This is a genomic window from Flavobacterium panacis (assembly GCF_024649945.1).
Classification (GTDB): domain Bacteria; phylum Bacteroidota; class Bacteroidia; order Flavobacteriales; family Flavobacteriaceae; genus Flavobacterium; species Flavobacterium panacis.
On sequence record NZ_JANKMS010000008.1, the window covers coordinates 18,374 to 41,017 of the forward strand.

16 protein-coding genes are annotated in these 22,644 nt (G+C 33.3%); 6 read left to right on the forward strand and 10 right to left on the reverse strand.

Annotation, left to right across the window (positions count from 1 at the left end):
- Positions 1-280 precede the first annotated feature (280 nt).
- The 6 genes from NQQ59_RS16765 to NQQ59_RS16790 form a co-directional block, all read right to left on the reverse strand.
- Positions 281-1,309 (reverse strand): asparaginase, encoded by a 1,029-nt coding sequence (locus NQQ59_RS16765; protein WP_144215962.1) that lies wholly within the window; start codon positions 1,307-1,309, stop codon positions 281-283.
- Positions 1,299-2,435, reverse strand: a complete 1,137-nt coding sequence (locus tag NQQ59_RS16770) for a 1-acyl-sn-glycerol-3-phosphate acyltransferase (protein WP_144215964.1) — start codon at positions 2,433-2,435, stop codon at positions 1,299-1,301. Before NQQ59_RS16770 ends, NQQ59_RS16765 begins: the two co-directional genes overlap by 11 nt.
- Positions 2,436-2,499: 64 nt before the next feature.
- Positions 2,500-3,279, reverse strand: a complete 780-nt coding sequence (locus tag NQQ59_RS16775; RefSeq protein WP_144219788.1) for a TatD family hydrolase — start codon at positions 3,277-3,279, stop codon at positions 2,500-2,502.
- Positions 3,280-3,595: 316 nt separating this feature from the next.
- The gene (locus NQQ59_RS16780) at positions 3,596-5,248 is read right to left on the reverse strand and encodes a S41 family peptidase (RefSeq protein WP_144215966.1); all 1,653 of its coding nucleotides are present in this window, start codon (positions 5,246-5,248) and stop codon (positions 3,596-3,598) included.
- A 132-nt stretch (positions 5,249-5,380) separates the two neighbouring features.
- Positions 5,381-6,106 (reverse strand): tetratricopeptide repeat protein, encoded by a 726-nt coding sequence (locus NQQ59_RS16785; RefSeq protein WP_144215968.1) that lies wholly within the window; start codon positions 6,104-6,106, stop codon positions 5,381-5,383.
- A gap of 2 nt (positions 6,107-6,108) precedes the next feature.
- Positions 6,109-6,693, reverse strand: coding sequence for an RNA polymerase sigma factor (locus NQQ59_RS16790; protein WP_144215970.1), 585 nt, complete (start codon positions 6,691-6,693; stop codon positions 6,109-6,111).
- 55 nt (positions 6,694-6,748) lie between these two features.
- Here NQQ59_RS16790 and NQQ59_RS16795 point away from each other — a divergent pair, with 55 nt between their 5' ends.
- The 6 genes from NQQ59_RS16795 (at position 6,749) to NQQ59_RS16820 (ending at position 16,241) form a co-directional block, all read left to right on the forward strand.
- Positions 6,749-7,123: a hypothetical protein gene (locus NQQ59_RS16795; protein ID WP_257698396.1), complete on the forward strand. Its 375-nt coding sequence runs from the start codon at positions 6,749-6,751 to the stop codon at positions 7,121-7,123.
- Positions 7,124-7,312: 189 nt separating this feature from the next.
- On the forward strand, positions 7,313-8,284 hold the full coding sequence (locus NQQ59_RS16800; RefSeq protein WP_144215972.1) for a hypothetical protein: 972 nt from the start codon (positions 7,313-7,315) through the stop codon (positions 8,282-8,284).
- 113 nt (positions 8,285-8,397) lie between these two features.
- A complete protein-coding gene (locus tag NQQ59_RS16805) occupies positions 8,398-10,350 on the forward strand; it encodes a PKD domain-containing protein (protein ID WP_144215974.1) in 1,953 nt (650 codons plus the stop codon).
- Positions 10,351-10,467: 117 nt separating this feature from the next.
- Positions 10,468-13,104 (forward strand): CHAT domain-containing protein, encoded by a 2,637-nt coding sequence (locus tag NQQ59_RS16810; RefSeq protein ID WP_144215976.1) that lies wholly within the window; start codon positions 10,468-10,470, stop codon positions 13,102-13,104.
- Positions 13,056-13,493 (forward strand): retropepsin-like aspartic protease, encoded by a 438-nt coding sequence (locus NQQ59_RS16815; RefSeq protein WP_144215978.1) that lies wholly within the window; start codon positions 13,056-13,058, stop codon positions 13,491-13,493. Before NQQ59_RS16810 ends, NQQ59_RS16815 begins: the two co-directional genes overlap by 49 nt.
- A gap of 54 nt (positions 13,494-13,547) precedes the next feature.
- Positions 13,548-16,241 carry a T9SS type A sorting domain-containing protein gene (locus tag NQQ59_RS16820; protein ID WP_144215981.1) on the forward strand — a complete coding sequence of 898 codons (2,694 nt, stop codon included), beginning with the start codon at positions 13,548-13,550 and terminating at the stop codon, positions 16,239-16,241.
- Positions 16,242-16,312: 71 nt separating this feature from the next.
- Here the strand turns inward: NQQ59_RS16820 and NQQ59_RS16825 are convergent, their stop codons facing one another.
- From NQQ59_RS16825 to NQQ59_RS16840, 4 genes are all read right to left on the reverse strand, one after another.
- Positions 16,313-17,551 carry a TCR/Tet family MFS transporter gene (locus tag NQQ59_RS16825; protein ID WP_144215983.1) on the reverse strand — a complete coding sequence of 413 codons (1,239 nt, stop codon included), beginning with the start codon at positions 17,549-17,551 and terminating at the stop codon, positions 16,313-16,315.
- Between the two features lie 66 nt (positions 17,552-17,617).
- Positions 17,618-18,574, reverse strand: a complete 957-nt coding sequence (locus NQQ59_RS16830; RefSeq protein ID WP_144215985.1) for a hypothetical protein — start codon at positions 18,572-18,574, stop codon at positions 17,618-17,620.
- Positions 18,575-18,805: 231 nt separating this feature from the next.
- Positions 18,806-19,177 carry a hypothetical protein gene (locus NQQ59_RS16835; RefSeq protein ID WP_144215987.1) on the reverse strand — a complete coding sequence of 124 codons (372 nt, stop codon included), beginning with the start codon at positions 19,175-19,177 and terminating at the stop codon, positions 18,806-18,808.
- Between the two features lie 278 nt (positions 19,178-19,455).
- Positions 19,456-22,632, reverse strand: coding sequence for an efflux RND transporter permease subunit (locus NQQ59_RS16840; RefSeq protein ID WP_257698397.1), 3,177 nt, complete (start codon positions 22,630-22,632; stop codon positions 19,456-19,458).
- Positions 22,633-22,644 lie beyond the last annotated feature (12 nt).

The window sequence follows — 22,644 nt, forward strand, 5'->3', positions numbered from 1 at the left end:
TCATTTAATTAAGCTGGTTATTTGCAAATGCGTTCTTGGTAATACAAAGGGAGTCGTTTAACTTTGTCAAGGTTCATTGCCATTTTTATTTCAACTCAATCTTGTCATTTCGAGGAACGAGAAATCTCCGCAAGAAACTCGACAAAGATTGGGTTTTCATTGCGGAGCCACTTGCGGAGATTTCTCGTTCCTCGAAATGACAAACTGTACCGTTCAACTTTGTCAAAGTTTTAAACGCAAAGTATTTGGAATTTGGAATTTAAAATATTGGAATTTAACTTTAAGAAATCTCTCCACGCAAAGCCGTTTCAAAAATCTCTTTAAAACCTTTTTGAGGAATATTATGACCAAGCAAATACATCAATTTTGTAATTGCTGCTTCTGTAGTAATATCTTTTCCAGAAATAACTCCAAGGGATTTTAAGGCTGTACTGGTTTCATATTGTCCCATGTTTACGCTTCCGCCTGAACATTGTGTTACGTTTACAATGTGCATTCCTGATTTTATGGCTTTTTCTATCAAATTTAAAAACCATTCTTCGGTTGGCGCATTTCCAGAACCGTAAGTTTCCAGAACAATTCCGCGTAAACCAGATGTTGCAAGGATTGAAGCCAAAACAATTTCGCTCATTCCTGGGAACATTTTAATAATCGCTACGTGATTATCCATTCTTTTGTGAACAATCAGTTTTGCATCTTTATTTACAGGCAGAAACAAATGTTTGTTCAATTTTAAATGAACACCAGATTCTACCAATTCAGGATAATTGGGTGCTGTAAAAGCTCTAAAATGCTCTGCATTTACTTTAGAAGTTCGGTTTCCGCGGTATAATTTGTATTCAAAATACAAACATACTTCGTTAATAACTGGTTTTCCATTTTCTAAAAGTGAAGCAATCTGAATCGCCGTAATCAGGTTTTCTTTTGCATCGGTACGCAAATCTCCAATTGGCAATTGCGAACCTGTAAATACTACAGGTTTTGATAAATTTTCTAGCATAAAACTCAATGCCGAAGCCGAATAGGACATAGTATCCGATCCGTGAAGCACTACAAATCCGTCGAAAGAAGCATAACTTTCTTCAATAATAGTGGCTATTTTAGTCCACATTTCAGGATTCATATTCGAAGAATCTATTGGATGTTCAAATGAAATCGATTCGATCTCACAATCCAATTGTTTGATTTCTGGAATCTTCTGTATTAATTTACCGAAATTGAAAGCTTTAAGTGCGCCAGTCTCAAAGTCTTTACTCATACCGATAGTTCCTCCGGTATAAATCAGTAATATTTTAGCTTTAGATGACATCTTGGTATTTTAATTTATTGACAACAGGATTGGCATACATGGCCAAAAACCCTTGTCTTGTAATAGGGTTATCGCTTCCGATACGCATTTCTAAACGACGCTCAAAAAGTTGTTTTTCGCTCTCTTTGTATTTGTCAGCAAACTTATTTGTTTCGTTTAAAATATCGTATGCGATAAAGTTAGTCGGCCATAATTGATAGTTTTTCAAAATAACATCATCAATAGTCTGTGCCAAAGCCTGAACTTGTTTGTTTGCATTATCATTTTCAGCAACAATCTGATCGATTTCTGTATCTAAAACATCGCCTACTGAAATGTGTATTCTTTTTTTAGTTCCCATGATACCACTTATAATGGTCATGAAATCCTCGTTTTTATCTTTAACGTAAACTTCGTTATTGGCTTCTGCCATTAATTGTGGCATTTTCAACACGTCTGTTGGATCATATTCATAAGAAATAGAAACTGGAACAATTTTTAATTTCTTAAAATAAGTCATTAAATCTTCTTCATCAGAACCCATTCCGATCATTTTTAAAACTCCTGGATTGGTTTCGTCATTTCCGTCTTTCGTTCTTCCTTCTCTTTGCGCAATCCAAACCGAACGATTTTCGCGAAGCAATAACTGTCCCATATATTCTGCCAAAAGTTTAGAACTTTGAAGCATTTCTCTAGGTGTTAATCCTCGTAAAACCAAGAAGTTTCGGTTTAATTTGGCTAAAGTTGCTAAAAAGGCCTTTTGTACTAAATTATCTCCAATCGCAGAAGCTGTCATTACCAAACCATGTTCGAACAAACAAACATTTAATAATGTAGTATCTAAAAGAATATCTCTATGATTTGAGATAAATAAATAAGAAGTATTGGGTTCCAATTTTTCAAAACCTGAAGTCGTTAATCCTTCAGAGCTTTTTTCAAGCACTTTTTGAATGGTGTTATAAATAAAATTGCATTGGAAATCACGAATAGAGTGTGTTTTCTTTAATTGTTCCTTCCAAACCTCATCTTCCACATCCGGAAAAGTAAAGTTCATCATGGTTTTCATCATCGGATGATTGACAACACCATGAAGTGCTTCATTTATTTCGGAATCATAAAAAGGTCGAATGGCATCAAATCTCTGCATTATTTATATTGGTTTTAAGTGGGCAAAAGAACAAAAAAAAAATTAAAGTTTTGTAAGGCACAGGTTAAATCCCAAAAACGTCTTTGGAATTTTGAGTTGTAATTGTAGCGATTTCTTCTTCAGAAACACCATAAATACTGCTTAACTTGGCTATAACATTGACCAAATAACTGCTTTCGTTTCTTTTTCCTCTATATGGAATTGGGGCTAAATAAGGTGAATCTGTCTCCAGAACGATGTGTTTTAAATCAATTTCATTTAAAAACTGATCAATTTTTCCGTTCTTAAAAGTCACAACACCGCCGATTCCTAATTTCATATTATAAGAAATTGCCTGCAATGCTTGTTCTAAAGTTCCGGAAAAACAATGAAAAATCCCAAATAAATCTTCAGATTTTTCCTCTTCTAAGACTTCAAAGATTTCATCAAAAGCTTCACGGCAATGAATTACAATGGGCAATTTGTATTGTTTTGCCAGCTGAATTTGTCTTTTAAATGCAATTTGCTGCTCTTTTAAATGCGTTTTATCCCAATATAAATCGATCCCGATTTCGCCAACTGCGTAGAATTTTCGTTTTGATAATTCGGTTTCTACATGTTGTAATTCTTCCAGATAATTATCTTTCACGTAAGTAGGATGCAATCCCATCATTAAGAATACATTATCAGGATAATTTTTCTCTAAATCGTACATAGATGGAGTTGCCGCAGCATCTATTGCAGGAATAAAAAAACGGGTTACTCCAGCAGCAATGGCACGTTGCATCATTTCGTCACGATCCTGATCAAATTCTTCAGAATATAAATGCGTGTGGGTATCGGTAATTATGGGTGTTGAATTCAAGGCTTGTAATTTTAAAGTGGTCAAAATTACGACAATATTAAAAGAATACCAATTCCGGATGAAATGGAACGCTGATAATACCAATTCACTTTCGTGAAAACGCTGATGAAAACGGATTTTTACTTTTTGAGATGACTTAAAAACAAAAACCTTTGCCAAAGCTTAAAAACTTTGACAAAGGTTTACAAATTAAAAACTAAATTTTTGTCTTCTTGAAGAACGAAGAACCTCACAAGTAGCTTCGCAAAGAAAACCCCCATTTTTTCCGCAAATTAACTAGTGTGGTCCTTCGTTCTTCAGGATTACAAATTGTGCTTTACTTTCCTGTTTCTATATATAGCAAAGCCCGTTCCAAAACCTCATCTTTTCCTGCTTGAATTCCTTTTATTGTTGGTTTTACTTCAATATCGGGTACAATTCCTACACGTTGGGTTTGTCTACGATCCGGATAATAAACTCCAAGTCCCGTATATCTGGTATGAAATCCTTTGAAATCAATATCAATTGCATTTCCGTCTGTACCTGCGGTTTGACTTCCAATAATTGTAGTATTATCAGCAGTTTGAAAACACATCGCTGTCCATTCTGACTGACTAAAAGCGTCTTCATTAAGCAAAACAATTACTTTTCCTTTATAATTGTCTTTGTTTGCAAAACCCGCTTTTCGTCCTTCTATCCATTGATATTTCCCTGGATATTTTAAATATGGTTCGGTATAATCACAAAATTTCTTTTCCTCAGCGTTTAAAAAATCTGAAATCTCTTTCCAAGTATCATTTGGATAATTTCTCATATCAAAAACAATTGCTTTTGTCGATTTAAGCGCATCAATCATGTCTGGAATGTTTTTTGATTTTATTACACCCATATCAACATAACCAATATTATTATCGAGAAGTTTAAATTTATCTTTCTTTTTTAGCGCTCCTTTTTTAAATTCATTTCTGTGAGAATCATGATAATCAGACCATATCATTGCTCTTGTTTCGTACTTACCATCAGATAAAAATTCAACTTTAACATTCTCAGATTCGCTAGTCAAAATTCTCTTTACGGCTTTATCCAAATAAGACGACTCGTTTGATGCGCAAATTAAATTTCTCTTTTCTTCCGCAAGTTCTTTGATGGTTTTATCGTTGATTTTAGTAATTACAGTTCCTATTTTAATGTTATTTGCTTCAGCCAAACTATCTGCTAAAATCTCCGTAATAACCAATTTATCATCAATTATTTTACCTGTTGCTGGTAAATAACGTCCTGTAGTAATTCCGGTTTTAGGAAAATCTCCATAAAGCACAAATTCAACATGCGTGTCGTTAAGTTTAGTCGACAATTTTTTTAATACAATATAGAAATCATATTCAGTTGTAGCATTTCTGACTTCTGGCAATGCTTGTTCTAAACTCAAGTCCCATTTTTGATCCATTATATATTTATAAGGAAAATAATATTCAATTAAATTCCAGTACGCAAAAAGCATTAACAGTCTAGAATTCTTATTATTATAGTCCAAATCAAAATAGTTTTTTAGTTTTTTAAAACCGTCAAAACCATAACCAAATTCTTCTTCATTTTGAAATCTATTGTCTTCAATAAATTTCAATTTTTTAGAAAGTTTTTTAGAAAAAAGTTTATTATTAAACCAGCTTAAATCGAAGTTTTTGTCGAAAAGTTCAACCTCTTTTGGAATAATAATTGGCGCAATTTCTTGTACTGGACCAAGTTCATCGATCCAATTTTCTAGAATTAATGAAAACTCTTCTTTGGTTTGCGCTTTTTCAATTTTAGGTAATTTCTCCAAAAGCTGATTGTCCCAATTGAATTCTCCGTTGGCTACTTTCGGATGGTAATATTTTAAGAAACCCCATACTTTACAGGTTGCAGTCAATTTTTCTACTTCAGTAATTTTTGAAGCACTAAAAATAGTTTGCGACAACATAACAAGAAAAACTACAACAGTTTTTTTCATTTAGATTTCTGGGTTAAGTTAATTTGCGTTTGGGGCAATTCTTTTAAAAAGAAAATCGAATTTAGAACTAAAATTCCAAATTCGATTGAGGTTTCCCGTATTAGGGCTATTTTTTTTAAAAAAAGTTGAAATTTATTCCAATTCTTCTAATAAATGTTCTACTTCATCGTAATCTTCATAATCCTGAGAAATGGTCTGTAAAACCTCTTTACATTCTTTATATTTTCCTTGTTTCAACTTAGATAAAGCCATATTCCACTTTGCTTTTTCTTTATAGACTGAATTTCCAGATTCTAACTCTTTAAAGATAGTTTCAGCTTTTACGTATTTGCTTACCTGCAGTAATGAAACACCATAGAAATATTTAATTTCTGGTGAATTATCTTCTTTCAAAATACTTTCAAAAAGCGGAATTGCTTTCTCATATCGTTTGCCATTGAAATCATTTTCAGCTTTCTTTAATGTCTCCTCAGAAACACCTCTTTCTGTAAAATAAGCACTTTCGGGATGATTGTAATCTTCAAAATTCGGATAATGATTATAATCAAAATAAAACAGTGCAAACATAATAGCCACTGAAGCCGCAACCGCCAGATACCAAGGCTTAAGCGAAACAACTTTTGTTTTCTTTTTGTTGAAATATTTATCGGAAATTCGAGTCAGATTTTCTTTAAAAACTTCGCGTTCCTGTTCGTGACTGAATTTATTTTCTAATTGAAAATGCATTTCTTTGAAACTTTCCAATGCCGATGCCAATTCTGGATCTTCGGCTAATTGTTTCTCTAAATTGCTTTTTTCATCAACGGATAGTTCGCCCTGAAGATATTGATCAAATAAGATATAGCGTTCTTCGTTCATGATTAATTATTTTTTAAAGAGTTAAAATTTTTCGCTTCCTGAATCCACTGCGTTAATTGGCCCACACATAACGACTTCTTTTTTCGAACATAACCGTAAGTCACATTGAGTTTTTCGGCCACTTCTTCCATCGATTTTAAACTGAAACTAAGTTTTAAAACTTCTTGACATTTCTCTCCCAGTTTCTGAAACATGGTATCAAAAAGCTTTTGTTTTTCGTCAAATTCTTCTGTTTGAGCAATTAGTTCGTGTGCAGATTCATTGATAGATACTACATTCTCGTAAATTGTTACCCCTTTGTTAGATGATTTTTTCAATTCGTTTAGCCATCGTCTTTTGCACAATAAGAAAAAATAGGCATCAAATGGACAAGTCAAATGAAGTGTATTGGCTTTCGCCTGATTAAAAAGCAAAATCATAATTTCCTGAATCACATCCTGCGCCTGATCTTTATCTCCCGAATTGTTGGTGATAAACATTACCACTTTTGGAGCATACTTCTTATATATCATTTCGATCACTACCGAATCATTTGCGGCTAGTCCATCGATATATTTTTGGTCAGGATGAATTTTGTTTTGATCCATAGAAAGAAATTTTAATAGCTAATTTAAAAAAAGAATCTCAAAAAATTTTAAAACAATGGGTAACAATAATTCAGCCAATTGTATCTATCGAAACAAAAGTCTTTTAAAAACCTTTAAAAAATTAAAAGAAATGGAAAGTTACCAATTTGTAAATGAGAAAAATTTGGATCGATTCTACGAAATAATTGCAGCCAAAACACGCAGCGGTTTTGTAATTACAGAACATAGTGAGAAACTGCCTTATGTGGTTTTATCCAAAGAAAAAAAAGCAATCAATCACGCACTGCATTTATTTATCAGCTGTATGACTTTAGGTTTTTGGCTCATTGTATGGATTTACCTTATTCTAAACTTTTCCCGCAAAAAAGACATTCTCGTTGCTGTTGATGAAGACGGAAATCTTTTTGAAGACAAATGTCTTTCGGCTTAAATAAAAAAAATCAAAAACAGGGGTAACAATTTTTAAAGCCATTTGATTTAACAATATAAAAGCCTTTAAAATTATTTTTTGAAAACAGGGGTAACAAAATAAAACCCAAATTGATTTAATTCTATAATTAACAACCAAATCTGAAAACCACTTGAAACGATCAAGCCAGATTTATAAAAACTAGAAATTATGAAAACAAATTTTAGAAAAATCGGACTTTTAATAATAGCTATGACAACTTTCGCAAGCTGCGATAACAGCGACGGAGAAGATATCAAACTTTCACCTCCAACTGCAGCCGCTTTTAAAAGCATCAGTGAAAAAGGCTTAAAAAGAAACACTCAAAATTTTACCATGACGGCGGGCAACGGAGTAGTAACTCTCACTTCCGCAAAGGGTGTCAAGCTTTACATTAACGGAGACTGTTTAACTAAAAATGGAAATCCAGTAACAGGACAAGTTGATATCGAGTTTGTCGAACTTTTTGATAAAGGAAATATGCTTGTAACCAATAAACCAACAATGGGAATTACAGCAGACGGAAAGAAAAACTTGTTAATCTCAGGTGGTGAATTCTTCATCAAAGCAACTCAGGGGGGAGTCGAATTACAAACTTCATGCTACATGAACATGATTGTTCCAACAGCACTAACAAATGGGTTTGATAACTTAATGACTTTATGGACTGGAGTTATTGATGAAGATGGTGAACTAGCCTGGAAAGACGGCAGAGGTGCTGACGGAAAAGGCGGCGTACAAGGCGAAGGAAACAATTATTATGTAACTTTTGGCAACTTTGGATGGACAAACGTGGACCGTTTTTATAGTGATCCAAGACCAAAAACAACTATTCTAGTAGATGTTCCAGAAGGTTATGATAATAAAAACAGTGCCGTTTATCTTTCTTATGATGGTGAAGGAACAAATGCTCTAGCTAAATTAGACACGTACACTGCCGAAGGATTGTTTAGCGAACATTATGGACAAATTCCGATTGGATTAGCTTGTCACATCATTTTTGCAACCGAAGATAATGGAAACTGGCGCTATGCAATCAAAGGAGTGACCACAACTGCAAATGCTGTATATACCTTTAATCTTGCCGAAACAACAGTCGGTACCGAAGCTCAACTTGTTGCTGCAATTAATGCCATTCAGTAACTTACAAATGCTTTTTTTAAGAAAAAGTGGTGATTTGCTCATCACTTTTTTTTACATTTAATCCTGTTTGAAAGTTTGTCCAAGAAATTTTTGAACCCAAAAACTGTCTAGTTATGAAACCACAACTGTCTATTTTCTTTATTCTATTTTCTATTTTTTCAATAGGACAAACCAAAGTCAAAGACACTATAACCCGAAGAGCCAATATTGGTTTTACCCAAAACGGAAATCGGGTGAGTTTTAAACCAGAAACACCGCCTTTGATTCCGATTGCGGGTGCACCAAAACCAAGTTATTCCTATTTATGGGAATTGGGTGATGGGCATTACAGCAAAGAAGCTGAACCTAAACACGTCTATAAAAAGAAAGGAAATTATACCACAAGACTGGCTGTAACCAATAACTACGACAATGGGAAACCGCCAGCGACACGTCCGAAAAAAGTAGCAATAAACGATATTACAGATCCTAATTTTAACGACATTGCTTCTATTGCCGATCAGAATGGTTTTGCGATTATTAAAAACTGTGATCCTATTCCGGACCAGGAAATGGTAGTCGTAGTAAGTTATCAAAATCTGGAGAATTATGTTTCTAACGGAAAGCTGTATTTGTTTTATAATGAAAAGCAATTCAAACACAACAATTTTGAATTGAGTGATTTTAGAACGTACGCTGGTGAACGTGAAGTAAAAGAAAACCTTGTTGTGGCAGTTAATGATTTAAACGATTCGAATCATTTTCTGGCTTCCGCCGAAGGGAATTTCAAAACCAAAAAATACAGAAATACAACTACAGAAGAAGATTTAGATGCTTCGCTTTTAGATGCCAACAAAACCTATCACAACGTTTCTGTTTTAGAATTTGATGATGCTAATCCGGGAGAAACACGTAATGTTTTTTATACTTTCAAAACCACTCCCGAAATGATAAAAGATACGAGTGCCACAGTCACTATGCGTGGTATTTTTGTACCAAACCGAAGCTATAAAAATCATAAAGTTAAAAAGCTTGAAATGGAAATTGTAACTTCTCACGATCCGAACAAAATGGGATCGAATGGAAGTTTTATGAATTATAGATTAGTTCGTTTTAAAAGGGTCAATTTCAAAACCCGTTTTCAAAACAACGGAGAAGGTCCAGCAAGAAAAATTCGTTTAGAAACAGATATTCCGGATATGTTTGATAAAAAGACTTTTCAGATTGAAAGTATGTATCCAGAATGTCCGATTTGCCCAAAAGGCGAAGAACCAACGGTAAGTTGTCTTGATACGATTATCAAGCAAAAGCAAATCATTTTTACTTTTAAGAACATTTATCTTCCTGGAAGCGAACAGAAAAATGTTCAAGAAAAAGATTCTACAAAAGGTTTTGTCAAATATTCGATGAAGTTTGGAGAGGATTTTCATAAAGTAAAAACCAAAAGCCGAACTGCCATTATTTTTGATAAAAATGAACCAATAATTACGAATTATGCCACTACCCGATTCCTACCCGGAATTTCGATTGGTGCAAAAGCAGGTTACAACTTTTATTCGGATTTGGATAAATCGACCAGCTATTTTGTTGGCGCAACACTTTCGCCTTTTAAATCATATCGTTTTTATTGGCAAGTCGAATGGGTAAATGCTTTAAATCAGTACAACAGTGCAACCAATGTCGTGGATGCCTTTAATACTAATGCAAACGGAACGAGGCAATTAGTTCGAACCACAACGACTACAGAAAATAAAAACATCAATTGGGAAGTTCCTGTTTTAATTCGTTACAACATCAATAATTATATCGGAGTTGGAGCTGGAATTCAAGCCAATATAAATGTCTCTGCCGAACAAAATCAAAACATAACGGTTGATACTTATGAAGGCGACAAAGAGAATTTTTTAATCAGTTCGACTACGAGTTCTAACAAAATCAAAAACTCTTTTACAGATGTAAAAACAGGCGTATTATTTGATTTAACGGCTGGATTTGCAAGAATTGGACCAAGCTTGGGTGCACGCTATGTGATTAATTTTGAACAGAATTTTAATTACTTTCAGGTTTATGGAATATGGAAATTTTAAGCGCTGTACCACAGAGATACACAAAGATTGCACAGAGATACACAAAGTTACTTTAATTCTTTGTGTGTCTTTGCGAAAAACTTTGCGAATCTCTGTGGAATTTTAAAAAATCTTAATATGAACTTACATCACTTATATGGTTTCATCTTTCTTTTCCTGAGTCTAAATGTTTTTGGACAAAATCGGGAAGATCAAATCTATAATGTCGTGGATAGTTTTACCGCTAATCCTTCTTCGGAAGCGTTACAAAATTTAAGAAATACAGAAAATGATTTTTGGAAAAGTACTAAACCAAAAAACAAAGACGAACTGCTGGCAATTGTAATTTTAAACTGCAATAAAGCCTATTATGAAAATCAGTTTGGGCAGACTCAAAATGCGATTTCGAGTTATGAAAAAGCTTGGATGGTTTACCAAAACAACAAACTACAAAATTATGATATTGTCGAATTCTGCCTGAAACCTTTAGGAAATTTGTACACGGTTTTGGGCGATTATAAAAATGCCGAAAACACTATCAAGCAATACTATTTTATTTCTAGTGAAGAAAAGAATGAGAAACAAAAAACTGCTGCAATTTTAAACTTATCAAACGTTTATCAAAACTCGGGAAGAGTTACTGAAGCAATTAAAATGCTTGAAAAAACGATTCGTTCAGAAAAATTGGCGCCCACTCAAAAAGGACTTTTATTAAACAATTTAGGTACAAATTATCTTTTAAGGAATATTAACGAAGATAATTATGAAGCAGAAAATGCTTTTTTGAAAGCCATTCCGTTATTAAAAAATGATAAAACCGCCTTAGAAAATTTATACAATACTTACATCAATCTTTATAGAATAAAAGTAGCTTTTCATGCAAAAGAAGCAGCACAATATTTTTCAAAAGCAGAAGCGATTTTTGAAAAACTACCGCAACAGGAACCTAGAAAAAAAGCAAAGTTTTATCTGGAAAAAGCATATCTCTTACTGAAAAGAAACAATTTAGACGAAGCACAATCTGAACTAAAAACAGTTTATAAAATTTTAGTTCCTAATTATCAAAATCAGAAAAATGTGCTTCCAGACAAAAATACACTCTTTGCTGAAACTGTTTTGCTGGATGCTTTAGATTTACAAGCTGAACTTTATCTCGCTCTTAAAGAACCCAAAAATGCATTAAAAAGTTATTCGCTTTCTTTTCATATTGAAGAATTATTTCGATCACTTTTGGTTTACGAAGATTCTAAAATTGTAACTCAAATTAGAAATCGAAATCGCACAGAAAAATGCCTCGATATTTATCAATCTCTTTTTGAAACCGAAAAGAAAGCAAGTTATATCGAAGCTGCTTTTAAACTTGCTGAACACACTAAATCTGTCGTTCTAAAAGATCATCTTCGTAATTTGGAATCGCTTCCGAGGGAACAAAAAATAATTTTGCAACAGATGCAGAATTGGAATACCATTATTCTAAAAGAACAACAGAAACAAGAACTGGCAGATATTTCAAAAATAAATGAAGCCATTCAAAAGCAAAATAAATTAATGCTTCTGTTGAAATCAAACGAAGAAAAAAACAACAAAAAAAGTCAGGCTTCATTTGATTTACAAAATTTATATACCAAACTCAAGAAAGATGATGCTGTAATGTACGAGTATTTTTGGGGCTCTAAAACCGTTTATTTATTTATAATTCAAAACAATCATATCGAATTAAGATTTATTTGTATTGGTCACATATGTGGTGAATCTATACTATCTTACATTGATCTTTTTTATAAACCCGAGTCTATTTTAAGCGATATTGGGTATTTTCAAAAAACGGCGTTTTATGCTTATAAAAATCTTCTGTTACCTGCAAAATCTGACTACAAAAATCTTATTATTATTCCAGACGGACTTTTGAGTTTATTGCCTTTTGAAGCCTTAATTACAAAACAATCCAAAACGACAAATTTTGCCAAAATGAATTATTTGGTAAATGATTTTGACATTTCGTATAATAATTCGGCTGAATTGTATTTGAATTCAAGCGCTATTTCAAACGACAAAAGAAATATTTTGGGTGTTTTTCCAATTTTTGAAAAGACCAGTTATGCGCTTCGATTTTCTAAGAATGAATTACAATCTATCAAACAAAATTTTGACGGTCAGTTTTTTGAAAATGAAAATGCTACCTTTTCTAACTTTAAAAACAATATCACAGGAAAATCTATTATACATCTTAGTACTCATGCTTCTTCTGGTGATTTTGAAGCTCCCGCAAGTATTAGATTTTACGATCAGGAAATCTTATTTTCCGAATTGTATAATTTACAACTCAATCCTGATTTGGTGGTGTTAAGTGCGTGCGAAACCGGAATTGGTAAATTGTATAAAGCAGAAGGCCCAATGAGTGTAGCACGAGGTTTTCAGTTTGCAGGAGCACAAAACTTGTTGTTTTCTCTATGGAATGTAAACGACTATACAACTTCTGTTTTCATGGATAATTTTTATAAAGATCTGAAAAATAATGCTTCTTTTGTGCATGCCGTTTCAGATGCAAAAAGAGCATTCCTGAAAGATAAAAACATTCCGAATGCAAAAAAATCTCCTTATTACTGGAGTGCTTTTGTGTATTATGGAACGATTGAAAAGGAAGCCAAACCAACAAATTATATCTTCTATATCATTAGTTTTTTGGCTGTATTTGGCTTATTTTTGGTTTTCAATCATTACAGAAAATGGAAGATCTTCACAAAATTCTCAAAATCGGGAATTACAAAAAAATAAAATTCAAGATTACTAAAACGCAGCATTTGCAGATAAAAGCCAAAATTAATGGTATCAAGGGAACTTTTATTTTAGATACGGGCGCATCCAATACCTGCGTTGGTTTTGAATGTATTGAACATTTTGAACTTGCTGCTAAAAATTCTAAGACCAAAGCTTCTGGAGCTGGCGGAACAGGAATGGATACACAAATTTCTTCTCAAAACAAATTACAATTAGGAAGCTGGAAAAATAAGGATTTTAGCATTGTTATTTTTGATCTTTCGCATGTCAATGAAGCGTTAGAATCTTTTAAGGCAAAACCTGTTCATGGTATTATTGGAGCTGATGTTTTATTGGAAGGAAAAGCAATTATTGATTATTTTAACCATTATTTGTATTTAAAATAAGACAATTTAGTTTTTTTGATATATTTGTTAAGCCATTTTAACAAATCTATCCCTATGAAAAAAACTCTACTTTGTTTTCTTTTTTTAGTATTTACAAATTTATTTTATGCCCAAGTCAACTCAATAGAACATTGTTTTGGGGATAATTATTTTGATTTAACTGCTAACAATTCTCTTTTACTTGGCAATTTAAATCCGGCAGAAACTACTATCAGTTTTCATTTGAGTCAGGATGATGCTAATACCAATACAAATGCAATAACACAGCCATCGCTTTATAACAGTTCGGCACCAACTAAAACAATTTATGCCAGAATTGATAATAAAGGAACAATTACAACTAATTTTTTCGATTTAAAAATATATAATGTAGCCAATTTTACAACTACAAAAATTGATGTCAGTTGTTATGGCATGAACAATGGTTTTCTAATGGTTAATTCATTTGGTGGCAAAGCTCCTTATGCCTTCAAATTAGATGATGGCCCTTTTGTATATTATAGTTCCAATCCAATTGTGACTTTTACTAATTTATCGGCAGGAACACACACAATACAAATGAAAGATGCCTTAGGTTGCATTTCACCTCCTACAGCAATAGAAATTCTCCAACCTGTTGTTTTAAATGTATATGCTACCGTTTCTTCAAACAAACATATAATTGTTACTGCTACAGGAGGATCTGCAGATTATAAATTTTCTTTGGATGGATATAATTTTCAAACTGAATCTTTTTTTGCTAATCTGCAACCTGGCGATTATACTGTCTATGTAAAAGACTCTAATGGTTGTACAGCCGAAACTCCTATCGTAATTTACCCTCCTCTAACCATAGCTGCCGATGCTACCATGATTAATTGTAATAATTCAACTGGTACAATTACAGTAACGGCAACTGGTGGTAAACCTTATTATACTTATTCTATCGATGGAACTAATTTTAAAAATTCAAATGTTTTTACTGATTTAGCTGCAGGAAATTATACTATAAAAGTTCGTGATGAACTAAATCAACTAGCTTCTTCTACAATTACGGTTAATGTTACACCTCCACTTAAAATCGTTCCTGGACTTCAAAATGTAAATTGTTTCGGTGCGCAAGATGGCATGATAACCCTTAATGTAACTGGAGGAAAAGCACCTTTTACTTATAAACTAAAAAATAGTTCGGGCACCACTTTAGCCACAGAACAGCTACAAAGTTCTACTATATTTTTTACAAGTTTACGTAGCGGCTCTTATCTCACTGAAGTTACTGATTCCGAAGGATGTGTCGCTCTAATGAGTTTTGATATTACGCAACCTACTCCTCTAAATGTAGAACTATCTATTTCCAAACCTGTCGATTGTTCAAGTAATGCTACTATCACAACATCGGTAACTGGAGGTATGCAGCCTTATAAATATTCCATTGATGGTATTTCTTATGTTGACAACAAAACTTTGACTGATATAGCACCTGGTACACATTCTATTTTTGTAAAAGACCAAAATGGCTGCGTTGTAACTAAATCAATAACTGTTGATGCATATAATTTCAGCCTACCTATTATTACTGTAACTCCAATTTCTTGTCTGACTGAAAAAGGATCAATTACTGTTCAGGGAACAAGTGGAAAGATTCCGTATGAATACTCCTTAAACGGAATGCCATTTGGATCGAATAACATCTTTAATAATTTAGCTGCAGGAAACTACTCCATTACTGTTAAAGATTCTCAAGGCTGCACAACCAGCATAACTGCAGTTATCCAATCTTATAGCTACTTAATTGTGGATGTCATCAGAAAAAACGTAAACTGTTATGGAGAAAATAGCGGTACTATTACAGTAAATGCAGTAGGAGGAAGCTTTCCTTATAGTTATTCTCTTCAAGACTTAAATGGTCTGACAATACGCAAAGCCCAGCAAAATAATACATTTTTTAATTTAGCCGCAGGATCTTATGTAACAACTGTAACAGACAGCAGTGGATGTTTTCTACAAACAGCTCCTGTTTATATTACACAGCCAGCTACGCCTTTTATAGCAAGTGTTACTATCGAAAATCAAACTCTGACTTTTGATGCAACTGGCGGAAGCGATGAATATCAATACGCTATTTCACCCAATCTAGATCAATTTTCGCCAAACAACGTTTTCACAGACTTAACTCCGGGTTTCTATAGCGCACTTGTTACGGATAAAAATGGTTGCTTTAGTCTATTTAATATTATTATCGACCCTCCTGCACCTTCAATTAATGGAAAAACTACTTTAAACGTAGAATTCAAACAAGGCCAAACTTTAGGCGACCTTGTTATCGAAGGTCAAAATATTAAATGGTACAGTACACCTGGAACTTCATCAACTGGAAAAACAAACAAAACTGCTGCCGAAACTCCTCTGCCATTATCTACTGTTTTGGCTGATGGTGTAACTTATTATGCTTCACAAACTATAAACGGAATCGAAAGTAAAGAGCGTCTTGCGGTAACTGCAAAAGTAAACGGCTCACTTTCTACACCAGATTTTGAATTGACTGATTTCAAGTTTTATCCTAATCCTGTGAAACATCTTTTAACCATTAAACACAAATCGGTTATTGAAGACATTCAAATTTTTGCTGTTTCGGGACAATCTGTTTTATTTAAGAAAATAAATAGCACCAATACTGAAATAGATTTATCAAATCTTTCTAAAGGAATGTACATTTTAAATGTGAAAACTGACGGAAAGGAAAAAGCAGTTAAATTTATAAAAGAATAAACTTCTTAAAATCCATAAAAAAAGGCTTCATATTCTAGATTATGAAGCCTTTTTATTTTTATAAGATCTCTTTATTGCTCTATTTCTATTTTTGAAACGGAATGTTTTTTCAAAGAAAAATAAGCGACAATTGTACTCAATAGCATTAAAACTCCACCCAAAATAAATGGTGCTCCTGCAAATTTAAAAGGTGCATCATCGTGAGTAAAAAAGTAAAATGTATTGGCCATCATTGGCGGGCCAATAATAGAAGAAGCACTCATTAAACTAGTTAAAGTTCCCTGAATTTCCCCTTGTTCACTTGGTTCAACTTTACTTGCAACTACAGATTGTAATGCTGGGCCAGCAATCCCTCCAAGGCAATACGGAATTAAAAACACAAACATCATCCAACTTTCAGTTGCAAAAGCGAATAACAACATTCCGATTGTATATAAAGCTAAACCGATGTAAATACTTTTTTCATTTCCAATTTTCGGATTGATAAATCGAACCAAACCGCCTTGTACAACTCCAACCAACAAACCGATTATTCCTAATGAAATTCCGATCATTCTTTCGTCCCAGTTAAATTGATAAATGGTGAAGAAACTCCAGTTACTTTGAACGGCATGTGAACCAACATAAAGTAAAAATATTGCAGCAATTAATCCGATTAAAGTAGGATGTTTTCTTAAACCTAAAATGGCTCCAATTGGGTTGGCGCGTTTCCAATCAAAAGGTCTTCTGTTTTCTTTTTTAAGTGATTCTGGTAGAATGAAAAATCCGTAAAGGAAATTTACCATACATAAAACGGCTGCAGCATAAAAAGGAACTCTAGAACCGTATTGACCTAAAAGTCCTCCAATAACAGGTCCGATGATAAATCCTAAACCAAAAGCAGCTCCAACTAATCCGAAGTTTTTAGCTCTGTTTTCGGCAGTACTTACATCGGCAATATAAGCCGAAGCGGTTGTAATACTTGCACCAGTTACACCAGCTATAATTCTTCCGATAAAAAGCCAAATAATTGTTGGTGAAAATGCTAATAAAATATAATCTAATGAAAATCCGAAAAGAGAAATTAAGATAATCGGTCTTCTGCCAAATTTATCACTCAAATTTCCAATTACGGGAGCAAAAACAAATTGGGTTATCGCATACGCGAAAGTCAACCAGCCACCTATTTTTGCTGCTTCGCTGATGTCTCCGTGAATCAGTTCTTCAATCAATTTCGGAATTACTGGAATAATGATTCCCCATCCTGTGATATCAATTAACATGGTTATGAAAATAAAACCAATTGCCGCAGATTTATCTTTTTGTAGCATAGTAATTTTTGTAAGGTGATGCAAATAAACGAAAAAGCCGTCATTTTTAATGACGGCTTTTTGATTTTATGATGCTCTTCTATTAATTTCATCATCAGAACTTCCATTCAAATTCTTTATCAGTTTTATTGACACATCAATTAAAGATTCAACGGTAGGCTCTCCATTTTCAAACATTAAATGGTCTGTAACATCAATATCTGAACGGATTTTTGTTTTGTCTTTGACATAAAATGTCTTACTCAAACCATTTAAACTTACCACAAAAGAAACCTCATCAAACAAATTTCCACAAATATCTACTTGTTGATAATCTAAAAAATCTGTCCGATATAATCTTAACAAATCTGATTTATAATTTTCAGTTCTTGAATTCTTATTGAACTTTGTTACAATTTCAGAAATCCCATTGTTTGGAATCGTTTCATTATTTTGAAACTGCTCATTAAATGTAGAACTAATACAATTTTTAATCAGTTTAATTTCCTTTAAATCACCATACTCCATCATTCTATTAATCATATTAAAATCTGGTGCAGATTCCAAAGTTACACGATAATCTGAAAATCCTTTCATTCTTAGAAATTCATTAAAAGAATGTTCTAAAACATTTTTGACCCCATGATTCGCTTTCTTTTGAATAACCAAGTAAGCATTTTTCTTGTTTTTAGGAACATGTGCAAAAAAGAAAAAGCTTCTACTTTGTAAATCTTTTTCTCTAACATCATAAAGAAGTTGATTTGTGTTACTCTCTTTAATTTTAAGCTTATCTCCAGTATATGCAAAATCAAATTTGCCATGAATAATTCTACTCGAATCTTCAACTTTTTGTAATCCCTCCAAAGTAAAAGTACGACGATTACCTATGTTATCTGTGTAGTTTCTGATATTCTCATGAATATATGAGCAGAATTCATTTACTGTATTTAGTAAATCTTCTTGACCATTAAAATAGTTCAAGGTTTGTTTCTCATTAACTTTATTTGTAATGGAAACGCGGTAAGTAATTAACTTTACTTTCATTATCCTTTTTTTTATTTAGTTATAGTATTCACTACTCACGTGAGTGAAATGTTAAAACCGTATTTGATTTTGGATTATGAAGATTATAATGTATATTTACATAATAATTGAGATGAGATAGTCTCTTATCTTCTTTTTAATTTATAGCCTCCTACCGCAATAATTTAAAAAAATCCAAGGGTGTTTATTCACCCTTTTTTTATTTGTTTTTTTCTCTCTCTTCCAATTTATTTATTTACGCTTACTTAAGATGAAGTAGTAATTATTTTCTACGCTAACCTTTTTTATATCATAAATATTACTTTCATTTTGATATTCTATTTCTCTTTTGTCAAAAATATGCTTCAAATTGATGTAATAATAATCTCCTGCTTTTGATACTTTAAAAGCACCTTCATTCCCTATCGAAGGAACCATATATATATTTGTATCGTTTGCATCTCTATCGTTAAAACCTATCTTAAAATAAGTTTCCTCGTTTATATCCATAAACGATTTTGCTCCAGATGAAAATCCAAGTTTTCCTGTTTTGTGTATCGAAGCCTTTATTACTCCGTTCGCACTATTTGGATCTTCAAAATTGATAAAATCTAAAAATTCCATATCAATTAACTTTTTATTTTACAAATATACGTATTTAAATTTTAGTAAACAAGTTTTTTTATGGTTTTTTTCAATATTTCAATATAAGCAAATTATTTGTGTATTTATTTGTATTTTTTTACTTGTGTTTTTATTTATTTATTTACTTAGTCAATGAAATATGCATTTAATCTAATTGAATAATAAAAAAATCCCAAATTCCAATTTTAAGGAACTTGGGATTTTTCATTTTGAAATTCCAATTCGGACTTTGGAATTTCGATCAAAAATTAAAACTATTAATGGGTATGTTTTGGATTAAAACCGTCTTCGCTTAATTCTGTGTGCTCATAATCTGCAACCATTTCAGCTTCATAGTCGATTTTTTCTCCTTTAGAGAATTTTCTAATGATTTTCTCCATAATATCATAGATAACTGGAACCACAATTAACGTTAGGAATAATGATGAAATCAAACCTCCGATAATTACCCAAGCCAATCCGTTTTTCCACTCAGCTCCAGCTCCAGATGCCAATGCAATTGGGAACATACCAAATACCATCGCAATTGTCGTCATCAAGATCGGACGTAAACGAGCGTGGTTCGCTTGAATTAATGCTGTTCTGATTGATTCTCCAGCTGCTCTACGCTGATTCGTATAATCGACAAGCATGATCGCATTCTTACACACCAGACCAATCAACATGATTACCCCTAAGATGGTAAAGATATTCAACGTATTGTTTGTTAATGCTAAGGCAAATAAAACTCCAATGAACGAAAGCGGGATCGCGAATAATACGACAAACGGGTGAACGAAACTGTCATATAATCCAACCATTACAAGGTAAACCAAGATAATAGCGGCTAATAATGCGATTCCTAAAGTACCAAAACCTTCTGATTGATTTTCTTGGTCACCACCCCAGATATAGTTAACTCCGGTTGGTTTTTGTAATTTATCTAATTTTGCCTGCCATTGTGTAACGATTGTTCCTGCTGGTACCCCAACGTTCTGACCTTGTACCGTTACAGAAGCCGTTTTATCTCTACGTTCCAATTTACTTGGTCCAGAACCTTCAGTAATAGTAGCAAATTGGTTTAATTTAATCTGCTGACCTGCACTGTTGATGAAAATCAAGTTACTAACGTCTGTGATATTTTTTCTATCAAATTCGTTGTATTTGATGTTGATATCATATTCGTATTCACCAGCTCTAAATTTACCGTCTGTATTTCCACTATAAGCTGTCTGCATTGTTAAACCAACTGTTTGAAGTGTTAGTCCTAAAGCAGCCATTTTATCTCTGTCAACCTGAACGTTGATTTCTGGGTTTCCATCTTCAACTGTTAATTTAATCTCCGTTGTTCCAGGGATAGTACGCAATTCCGCTTCAGCCATTTTTGCAAATTTCATCGCACTTTCTACGTTTGGACCTGTTACAATCAAACCTAAAGTTGCATCTTCCGCAGTACCTAAGATACCTACAGGAACCGTTTTTACTTTTGCTCCAACTAATATCTTCTCTAATTTACGTTTTGTCTTAGCTGCGTAAACGTTGGCATCATCGGTACGGTCTTTTTGTTCGATCATTTTAACATCGATCTCTGCTTTATACGCCGTTGCTTGAGCAGCTCCTAAACCTTCACTGGTTTGTCCCACAGTTGTAATCTGGCTGAAAACATATTTCTCTCCTTTTAAGAAAGCTTCTGCTTTTTGAGTCATAAAGTTAGTCTGCTCCAAAGAAGCATCTTTTGGCATCTCAATTTGTACTAAGAACTCACCACTATCAGATGATGCGAAGAATTCTCCTCCAATGTATCCACCTCCCATTAACCAGAAGATCGTTCCAAAGAACATCACTAAGATGATTCCCATCGTTTTGATATAATGATCCAAACACCAGTTTAGTAAATTAGAAATCCAATCTGTAAAACGAGTCAAGTAGCTTTCAAATCCAAGAATGATTCTTCCAAAAAGATTTTTACCTTCAATATGCTCTAATTTTCCGAAACGTGAAGACAACCATGGAATGATCGTAAACGAAGCTAATAAAGAGAACATTGTTGATATAATTACCGTAACACAGAATTGTGTAATAATGTTCGATACCAATCCAGTACTCATTGCAATTGGCAAGAACACCACCACAATTACCAATGTAATCGAAGTTACTGTACCACCAATTTCAGCAGTACCATCGTATGAAGCACGGATTCTACTTTTACCCATTTCCATGTGTCGGTAAATGTTCTCTAGTACAACAATCGCGTCATCCACAAGAATACCAACAACAAGAGATAAACCAAGTAAAGACATTAAGTTAAGCGTATAACCTAATAAATAGATTCCGATAAATGTAGAAATTAATGATGCCGGAATAGATACCATTACGATTAACGAGTTTCTAATACTGTGCAAGAAGAACAACATTACAAATGCTACCAGAATAACCGCAATTAATAAATCGTGTACAACAGAATCTGCTGCTTCAAGAGTAAAGACTGTACTGTCTTTTGCTACCTCTAATTTTAATTGAGCCGATTTATAATCCGTTTCTAATGTCTTAATTGTTTTAATCAATTGCTCACTTACCGCAACGGCATTCGCATCTGATTGTTTTACAATTTGAAGTACAATCGCACTTTTTTGATCTACACGCGCAATTTTCTCTGCAATTTTTTGTGTATCCTGAACATCTGCAATTTCTCCTAAACGAACCTGAATTCCGTTTTGAGAAGAAACCACTAAGTTTCTTAACTCTTCAACATTTTTATATTTACCCGCTAAACGGATTAAGATTTTTTGGTTACGAGTTTGGATATTACCCGTTGGGAAATCCAGATTCGAAGTTAAAATAGTCTGTTGCACTTGTGGAACTGAAAGTCCGTAACCTTGCATTTTTACTGCATCAAGATTTACCTGAATCTCACGTTCTTGACCACCAATAATATTTACCTGAGCAACCCCTTGTACACGAGATAAAACTGGAGCAATCTTTTTATCGATCAAATCGTAGAAAGCGGCTTCGTCCATTTTACCATTTGCACCAAGCGTCATAATTGGTAAATCACTCAAAGAGAATTTAGTCAATGACGGTGGATCTGCATCATCTGGTAAATCACTCAGAATCGCATTAATTTTACGTTGAGCATCATTCATTGAAATATCTACATTGGCAGTAGAAAGCAATGTAATCGATACTACAGAAAGAGATTCATAAGATTTCGAATCAATTTTCTTGATATTTTCAAGAGAGGCAATCGCATCTTCTATTTTCTTGGTTACCGTATTTTCAACCTCACTTGGAGAAGCTCCAGGATAAACAGTTGAAACCGTAATAACGTTGGTTTCGAATTTCGGAATCAGCTCGTAGCCTAACTGGCTGTAGCTGAACAATCCACCTAAGATTAGAATTGTAAACAGTACAATTACTAACGACGGACGTTTTATGGATATTTCGGCTAATTTCATATATTTTGTTTT